The 13475-nt window shown below is 57.8% G+C and carries 16 protein-coding genes; 11 read left to right on the top strand and 5 right to left on the bottom strand.

Going from position 1 to position 13475, the window contains the following annotated elements; translation table 11 throughout:
• Positions 1-42: 42 nt before the first annotated feature.
• Positions 43-834, top strand: coding sequence for a uracil-DNA glycosylase (locus ABI171_RS16120; RefSeq protein ID WP_348093541.1), 792 nt, complete (start codon positions 43-45; stop codon positions 832-834).
• Here ABI171_RS16120 and ABI171_RS16115 read toward each other — a convergent pair.
• Positions 831-1592 carry a TetR/AcrR family transcriptional regulator gene (locus ABI171_RS16115; RefSeq protein WP_348093540.1) on the bottom strand — a complete coding sequence of 254 codons (762 nt, stop codon included), beginning with the start codon at positions 1590-1592 and terminating at the stop codon, positions 831-833. The two genes, ABI171_RS16120 and ABI171_RS16115, sit on opposite strands and share 4 nt — an antisense overlap.
• Positions 1593-1926: 334 nt before the next feature.
• Here ABI171_RS16115 and iscR point away from each other — a divergent pair, with 334 nt between their 5' ends.
• The 9 genes from iscR (at position 1927) to iscX (ending at position 8300) form a co-directional block, all read left to right on the top strand.
• Complete coding sequence (iscR, locus tag ABI171_RS16110) at positions 1927-2409, top strand: Fe-S cluster assembly transcriptional regulator IscR (protein ID WP_098495982.1); 483 nt, start codon at positions 1927-1929, stop codon at positions 2407-2409.
• Positions 2410-2426: 17 nt separating this feature from the next.
• Positions 2427-3680 carry an IscS subfamily cysteine desulfurase gene (locus tag ABI171_RS16105; RefSeq protein WP_348093539.1) on the top strand — a complete coding sequence of 418 codons (1254 nt, stop codon included), beginning with the start codon at positions 2427-2429 and terminating at the stop codon, positions 3678-3680.
• Positions 3681-3799: 119 nt separating this feature from the next.
• A complete protein-coding gene (gene iscU, locus ABI171_RS16100; protein WP_348093538.1) occupies positions 3800-4198 on the top strand; it encodes a Fe-S cluster assembly scaffold IscU in 399 nt (132 codons plus the stop codon).
• A gap of 15 nt (positions 4199-4213) precedes the next feature.
• Complete coding sequence (gene iscA, locus ABI171_RS16095; protein WP_014007106.1) at positions 4214-4537, top strand: iron-sulfur cluster assembly protein IscA; 324 nt, start codon at positions 4214-4216, stop codon at positions 4535-4537.
• Between the two features lie 99 nt (positions 4538-4636).
• Positions 4637-5152 carry a Fe-S protein assembly co-chaperone HscB gene (hscB, locus tag ABI171_RS16090; protein ID WP_348093537.1) on the top strand — a complete coding sequence of 172 codons (516 nt, stop codon included), beginning with the start codon at positions 4637-4639 and terminating at the stop codon, positions 5150-5152.
• A gap of 42 nt (positions 5153-5194) precedes the next feature.
• Positions 5195-5809, top strand: coding sequence for a LysE family translocator (locus tag ABI171_RS16085; protein WP_348093536.1), 615 nt, complete (start codon positions 5195-5197; stop codon positions 5807-5809).
• A gap of 28 nt (positions 5810-5837) precedes the next feature.
• On the top strand, positions 5838-7703 hold the full coding sequence (gene hscA, locus ABI171_RS16080) for a Fe-S protein assembly chaperone HscA (RefSeq protein WP_348093535.1): 1866 nt from the start codon (positions 5838-5840) through the stop codon (positions 7701-7703).
• Between the two features lie 43 nt (positions 7704-7746).
• The gene (fdx, locus tag ABI171_RS16075) at positions 7747-8085 is read left to right on the top strand and encodes an ISC system 2Fe-2S type ferredoxin (protein ID WP_348093534.1); all 339 of its coding nucleotides are present in this window, start codon (positions 7747-7749) and stop codon (positions 8083-8085) included.
• A gap of 20 nt (positions 8086-8105) precedes the next feature.
• Positions 8106-8300, top strand: coding sequence for a Fe-S cluster assembly protein IscX (iscX, locus tag ABI171_RS16070; RefSeq protein ID WP_348093533.1), 195 nt, complete (start codon positions 8106-8108; stop codon positions 8298-8300).
• A gap of 72 nt (positions 8301-8372) precedes the next feature.
• On the opposite strand, the gene ABI171_RS16065 is transcribed toward iscX, so the two are convergent.
• On the bottom strand, positions 8373-9041 hold the full coding sequence (locus tag ABI171_RS16065) for a glycine zipper 2TM domain-containing protein (protein ID WP_348093532.1): 669 nt from the start codon (positions 9039-9041) through the stop codon (positions 8373-8375).
• 343 nt (positions 9042-9384) lie between these two features.
• Complete coding sequence (locus ABI171_RS16060; RefSeq protein WP_348093531.1) at positions 9385-10392, bottom strand: porin; 1008 nt, start codon at positions 10390-10392, stop codon at positions 9385-9387.
• A 287-nt stretch (positions 10393-10679) separates the two neighbouring features.
• Here ABI171_RS16060 and ABI171_RS16055 point away from each other — a divergent pair, with 287 nt between their 5' ends.
• Complete coding sequence (locus ABI171_RS16055) at positions 10680-11651, top strand: LysR substrate-binding domain-containing protein (RefSeq protein ID WP_348093530.1); 972 nt, start codon at positions 10680-10682, stop codon at positions 11649-11651.
• A gap of 7 nt (positions 11652-11658) precedes the next feature.
• On the opposite strand, the gene ABI171_RS16050 is transcribed toward ABI171_RS16055, so the two are convergent.
• Positions 11659-12504, bottom strand: a complete 846-nt coding sequence (locus ABI171_RS16050) for a betaine/proline/choline family ABC transporter ATP-binding protein (RefSeq protein WP_348093529.1) — start codon at positions 12502-12504, stop codon at positions 11659-11661.
• A gap of 3 nt (positions 12505-12507) precedes the next feature.
• Entirely contained in the window at positions 12508-13380 is an 873-nt protein-coding gene (locus ABI171_RS16045; protein WP_348093528.1) for an ABC transporter permease subunit, read from the bottom strand.
• Between the last annotated feature and the right edge of the window lie 95 nt (positions 13381-13475).

The raw sequence follows: 13475 nt of genomic DNA, 5'->3' as shown, positions 1-13475 counted from the left end.
CAACCTGCAAACGTCTTTTTATTCATTTTGTTTTAGAGATTTATGACTGATTTTCTTCCTGCTTCAATTCGTGATGCTTTACGTGGCGTGCATGCTTCCTGGCTCGCCATTCTTGAAGATGGTTTGCGCGCAGTAGCGCAAGCCAATCCGACCTACTTGCAGGACCTGACCGCCGCAGATTACCTGCCCACCGAAGGCCGCATGTTCGCTGCCTTCACCCAGCCGCTGGACGCCGTTCGCTACGTGCTGGTAGGCGAGGGCCCCTATCCGCGCGCGGCCAGCGCCACCGGCGTCTGTTTCATGGATGGCGCGGTCGGCTCGCTGTGGTCGGAAAAGGGTTTGTCGAAGCAGGTCAATCGCGCTACCTCGCTGCGCAATTTCATGAAGATGCTGCTGGTGGCGGATGACCAGCTAGCCATCGAAAGCACCACCGGCGACGCCATGTCCGGCGTGGCGCAGCAGGCACAAGCGGCAGGCTCGCCGGCGATCCAGCTGCTGGCGGATCTGCAGGACAATATGGTGGGCCGAGGATTCTTGCTGCTGAATGCGTCGCTGGTGTTCCGCTCCGACGTGCCGCCGGTGAAGGATGCCAAGGCCTGGCAGCCGTTCATGCAAGCGGTGCTGCAAGGTTTGGCCGGCACCGCTGAAGGGCGTGGCGAGGCTTTGCCGACGCTGGTGCTGTGGGGGAAAATCGCCGAGCAGTTGAATGCCTACCCGGTCACCGCGCGCTTTCCGAAAGCGGTTGCCGAGCATCCCTACAATCTCAGCTTTATCGGCAACGCCGGCATGCAGGCCTTGTTCGGCCCGATGCAGCTATTGAAGCGCGTAAATTAGATCAGGCTCATCTGCCGTAAATCAGTCTCGGCCTGGGTCAGCGTCTTTTCCGCTTCAGGTTCCTGTTCTGGCGCGAAGTCGAATTCCGGGGCGGTGACAACCGCTTTCGGCGCTGGCGCCGGTTTGACGCGTTTGGTGCTGACCGTGGCGGTCGACAACCAGCGCTTCAGCATGTCGTCAAACAAGCCCATCATCGCTTCCGGCATTTCCTGCGTATATGCCTGGCGGATCACGATGCCATCCCACATCGCCGTCAGCAGCAGCGCTGCCTGCTGCGCATCCAGCGCGGCATCGATCTGGCCGCGTTCCTGGGCGGTGCGCAGCATGTCTGCCAAACCGTCCACCCATTCCGTCTCCGCCTTCTTGATCACCGCGCCAACCCGCTTGTTGCGCAATCCCTCGGCATAGATTTCGGTCATCAGCCCGGCGTCGCTGATCGCCGCGTAGCGCAGGGCGAAGGCGCGGGTGATGGCTGACAGGGCTAGCGGCAGGTCGTCGGTATCGTGAAATTCCGACAGCATGGTGCGGGCCTGGCGTCGTTCGTCCTCGGCCATGGCGGCGATGATCGCATCCTTGCTGGTGAAATAGCGATACACCGCGCCCGGTCCCAGGCCCACTTCGGTGCAGATTTCCTGCATAGAGGTCTGGTGGAAGCCGTTCTTGCGAAAGCACTTGCCGGCGGACTTGAGGATGTCGACGCGTTTCTGGTCGGCTCTCTGGGTCGGTGATTGCGGTGTCTTGGATTTGCGGATGGCCATACTTGTGCTGTGCTGCTCAAAAGAGGACTGTGCGGGAGGGTCGATATTATAGGTTTAAGCGCCGCTTCCTTGCATAAATTTTTTGCAGGAAACGTTTTTCCATTGATTCTTGCCTATAAGGAAGTTGCTATTTTGCCTCGAAACCGGTCCTTTCCGGAATACCCTGTTTTTCTGTGGTTGATTAAATATTAACTGGCTTGAGAGCCAATACTGGCGCGGGATTTCAGGAATCGGGCAATACCTGACGGATTCACTCAAGTTTGGTATACTGTCGTCACACCGTGCAATTCGGAGCAAGGATGCGCGGATAGATAGCTTTAAGAGCGGAGATTACATGCGTCTGACTACAAAAGGCCGGTTTGCGGTAACTGCGATGATCGATTTGGCATTGCGCCAGGGTAAGGGTCCTGTGACTTTGTCCGCCATCAGCGAACGGCAAGAGATTTCTCTTTCATATCTGGAACAATTGTTCGGTAAATTGCGCCGTCACCAGATTGTTGAATCCGTACGCGGGCCAGGCGGCGGATACAACCTGGCGCGCAAGGCAGAAGATGTCACCGTGGCCGATATCATCATTGCGGTCGACGAACCGCTGGATGCGACCCAGTGCGGCGGCAAGGAAAATTGCCACAGCCCGGATCACGAAGGCGGCAGCCGCTGCATGACGCACGACCTGTGGTCGACCCTGAACGCAAAGATGGTCGAGTATCTGGATTCGGTGTCGTTGAAGGATTTGGTAGAACAGCAACACGCGCAGCAAAAGAAGACCCTGGAACAAAACGTGGTGGTGATGCATCGGTCCCACCTGGTTGCTTGATTGGAGCTCAAAATAGTATGAACGCACCCTTGGAAAAAAGCCTGATAGACACATTGAAGGCGCCTCACTTCCCGATTTACATGGATTATTCGGCAACCACGCCGATCGATCCGCGTGTTGCCGACAAGATGATTCCTTACCTGCGCGAGCAGTTCGGCAATCCGGCTTCGCGTAGTCACATGTATGGCTGGTCCGCTGAAAAAGCGGTAGAAGACGCACGTGAACAAGTCGCCAAGCTGGTCAACGCCGATTCACGCGAGATCATCTGGACTTCCGGCGCCACCGAAGGCAACAACCTGGCCATCAAGGGCGCAGCCAATTTCTACAAGACCAAGGGCAAGCACATCATCACCGTCAAGACCGAACACAAAGCGGTGCTGGACGTGGTGCGGGAGCTGGAACGCCAGGGTTTTGAAGCGACTTATCTGCAACCGCAAGACAACGGCCTGATCACCATCGAGCAGCTGGCAGCGGCCATCCGCCCTGACACGATTCTGATCTCGGTCATGCTGGTGAATAATGAAATCGGTGTGATCCAGCCGATTGAAGAAATCGGCGAACTGTGCCGCCAGAAGGGCATCATTTTCCATTGCGACGCGGCGCAAGCCACCGGCAAGGTCGTGATCGACCTGGAAAAATGGAAAGTCGACCTGATGACGTTCACTGCCCACAAGACTTATGGTCCGAAGGGCGTCGGCGCTTTGTATGTGCGCCGCAAGCCGCGCGTGCGGCTGGAAGCGCAGATGCACGGCGGCGGTCACGAGCGCGGCCTGCGTTCGGGTACTTTGCCTACACACCAGATCGTCGGCATGGGTGCGGCATTTGAAATCGCCCGTGAAGAGATGGATGAAGAGATCGTTCGCATCAAGGCATTGCGCGACCGCCTGGCGGCCGGCCTGCAAACGATTGAAGAAGTGTACGTCAACGGCGACATGGCACACCGCGTGCCGCATAACCTGAATGTCAGCTTCAACTATGTTGAAGGCGAATCGCTGATCATGGCGATCAAGGACATCGCGGTATCGTCCGGTTCGGCCTGTACCTCGGCCAGCCTGGAGCCGTCGTACGTATTGCGCGCGCTGGGCCGCAGCGACGAACTGGCGCACAGCTCGATCCGCTTCACCATCGGCCGTTTCACGACCGAAGAAGATATCGATTTCACGATTGAACTGATCAAGACCAAGGTAGCGAAACTGCGCGAGCTGTCGCCGCTGTGGGACATGTATAAAGACGGGATCGATATCAGTACGATCCAATGGGCGGCGCATTAATAACTAATTGGGGAAAGAGTTTAAGAGCCACCGCAGCGTGGCGAATTATTCTGTCCTCAAGTGATTTTCTGCGGCTGATTGAATCTTCAGCGCCGCAGCATCAAACAAGGAGCAGCAAAATGTCTTACTCAGAAAAAGTTTTGGATCACTACGAAAATCCACGCAATGTCGGCGCCTTTGACAAGGGCGACGACACTGTCGGTACCGGTATGGTTGGCGCGCCTGCTTGCGGCGACGTCATGAAATTGCAGATCAAGGTCGGCGCCGACGGCATCATCCAGGACGCCAAGTTCAAGACCTACGGTTGCGGCTCGGCGATTGCTTCGTCGTCGCTGGTGACTGAATGGGTCAAGGGCAAGACACTGGATCAAGCCATGTCGATCAAGAATACCCAGATCGCTGAAGAACTGGCGTTGCCGCCAGTGAAGATCCACTGCTCGATCCTGGCGGAAGACGCGATCAAGGCCGCGGTTGAAGATTACAAAGCCAAGCACGGCGAGCAGAAACAAGCGGCATAAAAGGCGCTGACGGTTATGGCAATCACATTGACAGAAAAAGCGGCCAAGCATATCAACCGCTACATCGAACGTCGCGGCAAGGGTATCGGCCTGCGCTTCGGCGTGCGTACGACCGGTTGCTCGGGGCTGGCTTACAAGCTGGAATACGTGGATGAGAAGACTGATGAAGATGCAGTGTTCGAATCGCACGGAATCCAGGTGTTTGTCGATCCCAAGAGCTTGCCGTATATCGATGGCACCGAACTTGATTTTGCCCGTGAAGGCTTGAATGAAGGCTTCAAGTTCTACAACCCGAACGTCAAGGATGAATGCGGCTGCGGCGAGAGTTTCCGGATCTGATCCGGTTTCTTCGCTGGTTTGCACTACGGTTGAACTGTAAAGCCTGTTGAACCACAACAGGCTTTTGTTTTGTGGGTCCCCCGATCTATCAGAGTAATCATGCAAAATCACTTCGAACTGTTCCAACTGCCGCAACGCTTCACGCTCGATACGACGGCGCTGGACCAGGCTTACCACGAGGTGCAGAACCAGACGCATCCGGACCGTTTCGTCAACGCCACCGCCGCTGAAAAGCGCGTGGCGATGCAATGGACCACGCGCGCCAACGAAGCCTACCAGACCCTCAAGAGCCCGTTCAAGCGCGCGGCCTATATGTGCGAGCTGAACGGCGTCGCGCTGCAGGCGGAATCGAATACGGCGATGCCGGCGGCTTTCCTGATGCAGCAGATGGAGTGGCGCGAAACGCTGGACGATGCGCGCGCCGGCAAGAGCGTGGAAGCGCTGGAGCAGCTGGACCGCGAATTGCGCGCCGCGCGCAAGGCCGATTTGCAGAACATCGGCACATTGCTGGATGGCGGCGATTTCGAGAAGGCGGCGCAATTTGTGCGGCAGCTGATGTTCCTGGAAAAGTTCGGTGAAGAGATCGGTAACGCCTTCGCCATCCTCGAGTGCTGATGTCCTGATTAATGAATTTGAATTTATTTGCAGAGTAACGGCATGCCTGAAATCTGGTTGTTCCTGATCGCCGCAATGACGCTGACCCTGGCGCCGGGGCCGGATAATATCTATGTGCTGACGCGCGGCATCGCGCAGGGCCGCAAGGCAGGATTGGTGTCGGCGCTGGGTTTCAGCTCGGGATTGATTTTCCACACCATGCTGGCGGTGCTCGGTTTCGCTGCCCTGATCAAGGCTTCGCCGCTGGCGTATTCGCTGTTGCGCTATGCCGGCGCCGGCTACTTGGTCTATATCGGCATACGCACCTTGCGCTCGCACTCGGTGATTCATTTGCAAGGCAATGTCGCGCCGATGAAGCTGTCGCGCATCTATTGGCAGAGCGTGATCGCCAATATCCTGAACCCGAAAGTGACGCTGTTCTTCATCGCTTTCCTGCCGCAGTTCGTGAACGCAAGCGCTGGGCATATCCCGGCGCAGATGTTGCTGCTGGCGGCGGTATTTATCTTGCAGGCGCTGGCCATTTTTAGTATGGTCGCCCTGTTTTCCGGCATGGTCGGCGCGTTTTTCCAGCGCAGGAAATCGGCTGCCACCATCATGAACCGCTTGGCGGGCACGGCGTTTATCGGACTCGGTATTCGCATCGCTCTGCCACAATGAAGCAATAAACGAAAAGCAAGACACCCCTATGGCACTTTTGCAAATCTCAGAACCTGGCATGTCCACCGCCCCCCACCAGCACCGGCTGGCGGTAGGGATCGACCTGGGCACCACCAATTCGCTGGTCGCCACGGTGCGCAACAGCATTCCCGAAGTGCTGAACGACGAGGCAGGGCGGCCGCTGATGCCGTCCATCGTGCGCTATCTGCCGAATGGTAATGCTCACATCGGCTACAAGGCGCAAGCCGCGCAGACCACCGACCCGAAGAACACCATCCTGTCGGTCAAGCGCTTCATGGGACGCGGCCTGAAGGACATCGCCTACGCCGAAAATCTGCCTTACGATTTTCTCGATGTGCCGGGCATGGTGCAGTTGAAGACGGTGGCCGGGGTCAAGAGCCCGGTCGAAATCTCCGCCGAGATCCTGGCGACCTTGCGCCAGCAGGCGGAAGATGCGCTGGGCGACGATCTGGTCGGGGCGGTGATTACCGTGCCGGCCTATTTCGACGATGCACAGCGCCAGGCCACCAAGGACGCCGCCAAGCTGGCCGGCCTCAATGTGCTGCGCCTGCTCAATGAGCCGACCGCGGCGGCGATCGCCTACGGCCTGGATAACGCCTCGGAAGGCGTGTACGTGGTCTACGACCTGGGCGGCGGCACTTTCGATATCTCGATCCTGAGATTGACCAAGGGTGTGTTTGAAGTGCTGGCCACCGGCGGCGACTCTGCGCTCGGCGGCGACGATTTCGATCACCGGCTGTTTTGCTGGATCAGCAAGGAAGCCGGGTTGGCGCCCTTGTCCGATGAAGATACGCGGGTGCTGATGGTCAAGGCGCGTGAAGCCAAGGAATTGCTCTCCACCAAAGCCGAAGTCAGCATCGATGCGGCCCTGGCGTCGGGCGAGCGTGTGCATCTGTCATTGACAGCAGAAATTTTCGACGAGATCACCAAGCATCTGGTCGCCAAAACCTTGACGCCGACGCGCAAGGCGTTGCGCGACGCCGAGCTAAGCGTTGACGATGTTGATGGCGTAGTGATGGTCGGTGGCGCCACCCGCATGCCGAGCATTCGCAAGGCGGTCGGTGCGTATTTTGAAACCACGCCACTGGCGAACATCGATCCCGACAAGGTCGTGGCGCTGGGCGCCGCGATCCAGGCTAATCTGCTGGCCGGCAACCGCGCCGCCGGCGACGACTGGCTGTTGCTGGATGTGATCCCCTTGTCGCTGGGCATAGAAACCATGGGCGGCCTGGTGGAGAAAGTCATCCCGCGCAACTCGACCATTCCCTGCGCTCGCGCGCAGGAATTCACCACCTTCAAGGATGGCCAGACCGCCATGGCGATCCAGATCCTGCAAGGCGAACGCGAGCTGGTCAGCGATTGCCGTTCACTGGCCAAATTTGAACTGCGCGGGATTCCGCCGATGGCGGCCGGTGCGGCGCGCATCCGCGTGACCTATCAGGTCGATGCCGATGGCTTGCTGTCGGTCTCGGCGCGTGAACTGCGTTCCGGCGTGGAAGCGTCGATCAGCGTCAAGCCGTCCTACGGCCTGGCGGACGACGACATCTCGCGCATGTTGCAGGAATCGTTTGCCTCGGCTGACGTCGATATACAAGCGCGCGCCTTGAGAGAAGAACAGGTAGAAGCGGAACGCATCGTGCTGGCGACCGAATCGGCCTTGCAGGGCGATGCCGCGTTGTTGTCAGCCGAAGAACAGACTGCGATCACGGCGTTGATTGCCACGGTCCGCACGCAAGCGCAGGGCACGGATCACCTGGCGATCAAGGCAGCGGTCGATGCGCTGGCGCATGGCACCGAAGATTTCGCCGCGCGCCGCATGGACCGCAGCGTGCACGATGCATTGACCGGCAAGACACTGGACCAGGTGTCGTAAATAATTTTATAAAAAGTATCCACCTATTCCCGAGGTAAACCAAGTGCCCCAAATCGTCGTATTGCCCCATCCTACCTACTGCCCAGACGGCATCGTGTTTGAAGCTCCGCGCGGCCAATCAGTCTGCGATGCCTTGCTCAACCATGACATCGAGATCGAGCACGCCTGTGAAAAATCCTGCGCCTGCACCACTTGCCACGTAGTGGTGCGCGAGGGCTTTGCGTCGTTGGGGGAGCTGGACGACAAGGAAGAGGACCTGCTGGACATGGCCTGGGGCCTGGAAGCGACTTCACGCCTGTCATGTCAGGCCATCGTCGGCGAGGAAGACCTGGTGGTCGAGATTCCCAAGTACACCATCAACCACGCCAGCGAAAATCACTAAGCGGAAAGGGGAGCAGCGCCATGAAATGGATCGATACACAGCACATTGCAGAAGCCCTGTACGACAAGTTTCCGGATACGGATCCGGAGAAAATCCGTTTTACCGATTTGCATAACTGGGTGCTTGAACTGGACGGTTTCGACGATGATCCGAAGCGTTCCGGCGAGAAAATCCTGGAAGCGATCCAGGCTGCCTGGATAGAAGAAGCCAGATAATCAATGCCGCAATAAAAAAACCCGCTGTCGCTACACTCGTAGCGACAGCGGGTTTTTTATTGGCGAGAGCGTTTAGCCACGGCCTTCCAGGTGACCGTTCACTACCCGGACCGGATCGCCGACTTGCCAGCCCTGGCCGGATTGCGGGAAGCCGCGCAATTTGCCATCTTCCATCCGTACCATGACTTGATAAGTGGTGTTGGTGCGGGTGCGTTTTTCCACTTCGTTCCCGGCAAAGCCGCCACCCACTGCGCCGGCGACGGTCGCCAGGGTGTTGCCGTTGCCATGGCCGACCTGGTGACCCAGGACGCCACCCAATACCGCGCCTGCGGCAATCCCCAGGCCGCTAGGCGGGGCTGCATGCTGGATTGCCTGGATCGACTCGACCCGGCCGCAGCTGCGGCAGATAGCTGGCTGTGGCGCCGGGGCTGGCTGATTCGGCGCCTGCGCATATTCCTGGCGCGGAGCTTGCCGCGGCTGTTGCGCCGGTTGCTGTGCGTAGTAACCGTTCTGGCCGGCTTGCGGCGCGCCGTTATTGCTTGCCTGCGCTGGCGCTTGCTGTTGCTGGCTGTTGTAATCAGGCGACGTCGACGACATCGCGGCGACCGGCGCCGGCGTCGATTGCGAGCTTGGGAACAAGCCGGTCATGGCGGCAACGCCAACCAGGCTGGCCAGGGTGACCGCCACTGCAGCGGTGGCCACCAGCGGATGAATGCGATTGTTTGGTTTCGGGTTGTCCATTATTACCTCCAGAAAATCTTTTGTTTGTTGAGTAATGTAATTATCAAAGGTTCAAACCCTGAACGCTAGCTTGATAATGTGTCAGATGTATCATTATGTAACGAGTTTACGCGTTAAGGCATAGTTCTGCACACTGGGAGCAAATTTGTCGAAAAATACAAAAAAATTGGGGTCAGAGTCGAATTGATTCTGGAAATTGCAAGCGCGCACGTCTCATGGAACGTAAAAAAGGGCCAAAGTAATTTACGGCAATGAAACTTGCCGTAAATTACTTTGGCCCTTCATTAGCTACGCACGCCGTTGATTTTGGCGGAAAACGGAAATGAAGCTGGGGAGGGCGAAACTAGAACGTATGGCTCATGCCCACCGCATAGCCGGTGGTGTTAACAATGATCTTTTCCCGATACAGGTCCGCGTACAAGGTAGTGCGCTTGGACAGCGGATGGCTATAGCCAAGGCTGACCTTGTGATTGCCGCTATCTTCATTTTTCCCGTAGCCGGTCTTGATGGTATCCGTACCGACTGCATAGGTGGCCGCCAGCACCATCAGCCGTTCGCTGCTGCGGCCCGCCGCCGCGGCGTTTACGCCAACCAGTTTGGTGTGCGCATAAGAGCCCATGATCACCAGCCCGCTGAAATCGTAGGAGCCGCCGAGGAAATAGATATTGTCGTTGTTGTCGTTGCGCTCATAGGAAGCCATCGCGCCGACCGGACCTTTGCCGTAATTGAGCGAAATGCCGACATTGCGCGTCTTGGCCAGGGGATTCCTTTCAACCTCGCCGGCCACCGCAAACCGGAAACCGGAAAAGTCCGGCGAGTCGTAAAACACGCCGTTGCTGATCCGTGCGAAATTGGCATAACCGAGCGCTACATCGCTGATGCCGTCGCTGCTGTAGCTGCCGGTCTGGTAGCTGGCCAGCGAGCCGTTGAAGCCGCTGTTGTACCAAGGCTCGAACAGCCAGATGTTATTCCACAAAGGCGTCACCGCGCGGCCGACCCGCAAGCTGCCGACGGTGTTGCTTTTCAGGCCGACCGTGCTTTCGCCTTGCCAGAGGGTGGTAGGGCGTTCTTGCGCGCCGGTGCCTGGGATGAAGCGGGTTTGCAGATTGAAAATCGCGGACAAGCCATCACCCAGATCTTCCTGTCCTTTGAAACCGAGCCAGTTGTTGTAGCCGCGCCCCATGACGACCGCGCCGCCGCTTTCTTTACCGATCGATACATCCAGGTTGCCGTACATGGTCACGCTGGTTTGCGCGTGGGCCTGGCCGGCCGTAGCGGTGAGCAGGATAAGTCCCAATTTAACGGCCTTGCCAGGGATGTAGAAGTTGCTCCCGCGATTCAGATTCAGCATGTTTTGTCTCCTTGTCGTTATAGATTTTTTTGCGCACGCATACTGCGAGCCGGCTTATCTTCTGTGATTAATCGATTGTTTCCCAACGCAATAATTAGATGGGCCTATCGCATATTCAGATAAGTCCTCATCCGGCTGGACGGCGCACACGAATGGCGGCAGCGCGCCCCGCATGGCCGATGCGGATAACGGAATTTGGCGTGTTTTTGCCGGTAGAATGTCTGTCACAGCGGTGCAAAAAAATCATGACAAGTGCGCCACCAGGATAATTAGATAAGGAGATACCGATGGACCGTCGCTGCCTGCCATTAAATGCATTGCGCGCTTTCGAAGCTGCCGGCAAGCACCTGAGCGTGACTGCCGCGGCCAACAGCTTGTTCGTCTCGCAGAGCGCCGTCAGCCGCCATATCCTGACGCTGGAGGCCCTGCTGGGCGTAAAGTTGTTTGAACGCAAGCATCAGCATCTGGAACTGACCGAAGCGGGGCGCGCGCTGCTGCCGGTTGTGAACAAATCATTCGACCGCATCGAGCATGTGCTGAAAGACATCCTCAAGGATGGCGCCGAATCGCGCAGGGTGCTGCACATCCAGATGCCGTCAACCTTTGCGCATAACCTGGCGGTGCCGATCTTGCGCGAGTTCAGGAATATCTTTCCGGATGTGATGCTGGACCTGGTGATTCCCAACAAGGTCGGCATGCCGGATATCAATAGCGATATCGCGGTGGTGTATTCAAAACCTGAAGTCAACGACCTGATCGCCGACCTGCTGTGGCATGTGCGCCTGACGCCGCTGTGCCATCCTTGCCTGCTGGAAGCCGCCAACGCCGCCAGCCTGACGGATTTCGTGGCCGGTAACGAGATCGTGCACGTGATCCTGGAAGGGCAGCCGCGTCATCGCTTATGGGACCGTTTCGTACGGCAGGCAGAACTGCCCAAGGTCTCAGTGGATCGCGGGCTGGTGTTCGAGACCGCCAACCTGGCGGCGCAATATGCGATGAGCGGCACCGGCATCGCTTTGCTCGATCCCTTGCTGTTCCAGGACGAGCTGCGTAACGGCACGCTGGTGCAGCCCTTCGATGTGTGGGTCGACGACGGCTATGGCTACTATCTGCTGACCCACTCCGACGATCTGCTAGATGAGACGATTGCCTCGTTCCGGTCTTGGATGATCCAGCGCTTCGCCAACTCCTCGCTGGAGCTGCAAAATCTGGTGCGCCGGCCCGGTGCTCCCGTTGCAACAGCACAGCCCGACGCATGATCGCGTCTTAGTGCGGGCTGCTGCCGCTCGAACGTTTCTCGACAAAACGCCTGACATAATCGTCGGCAGGGCGGGTCAGGATGTCATCGGCGGTTCCAACCTGCACCAGCACGCCATCGCGCAAAATGGCGATCTGCGCGCCGATGTGGATCGCTTCATCCAGATCATGCGTGATGAAAACGATGGTCTTGTTGAAGCGTTCCTGCAGCACCAGCAACTGGTCCTGCATTTCGGCGCGTATCAAGGGATCGAGCGCGCTGAAGGCTTCATCCATCAGAATGATATCGGTATCGGCCGCCAAGGCCCGCGCCAGGCCCACGCGCTGGCGCATGCCGCCCGAAAGCTGGTCCGGATAAGCTTTCGAATAACCTTTCAGCCCGACCCGTTCCAGCCATTCCTGTGCACGTTCATGCGCTTCCTTCTTCTTCACGCCGCGCGTCAGCAGGGCAAACGCGGTGTTGTCCAGCACCGACCAATGCGGCAACAAGCCAAAGCTTTGGAACACCATGCTGATCTTGTTGCGGCGCAGTTGACGCAGGCCGTGAGCGTCGAGCGACAAGATGTTCTCGCCATCGATCAGGATTTCGCCCTGGGTCGGATCGATCAGGCGGTTGAAATGCCGCACCAGGGTTGATTTACCGGAACCGGACAAGCCCATGATGACGGAGATTTTTGCCTCCGGGATTTCCAGGGAAATATCGCGCAGGCCGACATTGCAGCCGGTCTGCAGCAAAACTTCAGCTTTGCTTTTATCCTGCTTCAGCAAGTCCAGCGCCGACTCGCATTGCGCGCCGAATACCTTGTAGATATTGCGTACCGAAATCTTGCTGGTGTTAGTATTTTCTGTTGTCATGGCTTACTCCGGCTTGGTCAGTTGCGAGCGCTGGCGGCGGTTCATGCCGTAGGCCTGGGTAATGCGGTCGATCACGATCGCCAGAATGACGACGGCCACCCCGGCATGCGCACCCTTGCCGAAGTCCAGGTTGGTCAAGCCTTGCAAGATATCCTCGCCCAGGCCGCGAGCGCCGATCATCGACGCCACCACCACCATCGCCAGGGCCAGCATGGTGGTCTGGTTGATGCCAGCCATGATGCTGGGCCGCGCCAGCGGCAATTGCACCCACATCAGCAACTGGAACTTGGTGGTGCCGAACGACCAGGCGGCGTCGCGGGTTTCCTGATCGACCTGGCGGATGCCGAGCTCGGTCAGGCGGATCAGCGGCGGCAGTGCGTAGATCACGGTAGCCAGTACCGCAGGTACTTTGCCGATGCTGAACAACATCACCGCCGGCAGCATGTAGACGAACATGGGGAAGGTCTGCATCACATCCAGCAGCGGCAGCAGCAGGCGCGACAGCAATTTGCTGCGCGCCATCAGGATGCCGATGGGAACGCCGATGACCAGGCAGATGATGATGGAAACCAGCATGATGCTGAGCGTCTGGATGGTCTTTTCCCACAGGCCCATGCAGCCGATGAAATACAGCGCCAGCACGAAAGCGATGCTCATGCGCACGCGGCGCAAGGCGTGATAGCTGATCAGTCCCACCGCCACCAGCACCAGCCAGGGCGGTATCGACTGCAGGAAGCTTTCCAGCGGCACCATCAGGTAGCGCAGCATGAAAGTGGAAATATCGTGCAGTCCGTCGCCGTACTTCTGGACGATGCTGCTGATACCGGAATTTAAGGCTTCCGAAAACGAAATCGGAATAAAGAATTCGAAAGACATGCTGGTTTCCTCAGAAAGCACGCTACGCTGTGGATATTTCCGAGCAGGATAGCCCTACTTAGATTTGGCGTCGCGACAATGTAGATTGAAAAATC

It is taken from the genome of Collimonas sp. (genome assembly GCF_039923675.1).
GTDB lineage: Bacteria > Pseudomonadota > Gammaproteobacteria > Burkholderiales > Burkholderiaceae_D > Collimonas.
Note: the sequence above shows the minus strand (reverse complement) of the source record. Positions and strands in the feature narration are given on the sequence as shown.

Bases quoted from the DNA above. Each gene is read 5' to 3' on its own strand.
- ABI171_RS16085 (WP_348093536.1), top strand. From the start codon at position 5,195: ATGCCTGAAATCTGGTTGTTCCTGATCGCCGCAATGACGCTGACCCTG.
- ABI171_RS16045 (WP_348093528.1), bottom strand. From the start codon at position 13,380: ATGTCTTTCGAATTCTTTATTCCGATTTCGTTTTCGGAAGCCTTAAAT.
- iscX (WP_348093533.1), top strand. From the start codon at position 8,106: ATGAAATGGATCGATACACAGCACATTGCAGAAGCCCTGTACGACAAG.
- iscA (WP_014007106.1), top strand. From the start codon at position 4,214: ATGGCAATCACATTGACAGAAAAAGCGGCCAAGCATATCAACCGCTAC.
- ABI171_RS16115 (WP_348093540.1), bottom strand. From the start codon at position 1,592: ATGGCCATCCGCAAATCCAAGACACCGCAATCACCGACCCAGAGAGCC.
- hscA (WP_348093535.1), top strand. From the start codon at position 5,838: ATGGCACTTTTGCAAATCTCAGAACCTGGCATGTCCACCGCCCCCCAC.
- ABI171_RS16120 (WP_348093541.1), top strand. From the start codon at position 43: ATGACTGATTTTCTTCCTGCTTCAATTCGTGATGCTTTACGTGGCGTG.
- ABI171_RS16055 (WP_348093530.1), top strand. From the start codon at position 10,680: ATGGACCGTCGCTGCCTGCCATTAAATGCATTGCGCGCTTTCGAAGCT.
- ABI171_RS16060 (WP_348093531.1), bottom strand. From the start codon at position 10,392: ATGCTGAATCTGAATCGCGGGAGCAACTTCTACATCCCTGGCAAGGCC.
- iscU (WP_348093538.1), top strand. From the start codon at position 3,800: ATGTCTTACTCAGAAAAAGTTTTGGATCACTACGAAAATCCACGCAAT.
- hscB (WP_348093537.1), top strand. From the start codon at position 4,637: ATGCAAAATCACTTCGAACTGTTCCAACTGCCGCAACGCTTCACGCTC.
- ABI171_RS16105 (WP_348093539.1), top strand. From the start codon at position 2,427: ATGAACGCACCCTTGGAAAAAAGCCTGATAGACACATTGAAGGCGCCT.
- ABI171_RS16050 (WP_348093529.1), bottom strand. From the start codon at position 12,504: ATGACAACAGAAAATACTAACACCAGCAAGATTTCGGTACGCAATATC.
- ABI171_RS16065 (WP_348093532.1), bottom strand. From the start codon at position 9,041: ATGGACAACCCGAAACCAAACAATCGCATTCATCCGCTGGTGGCCACC.
- iscR (WP_098495982.1), top strand. From the start codon at position 1,927: ATGCGTCTGACTACAAAAGGCCGGTTTGCGGTAACTGCGATGATCGAT.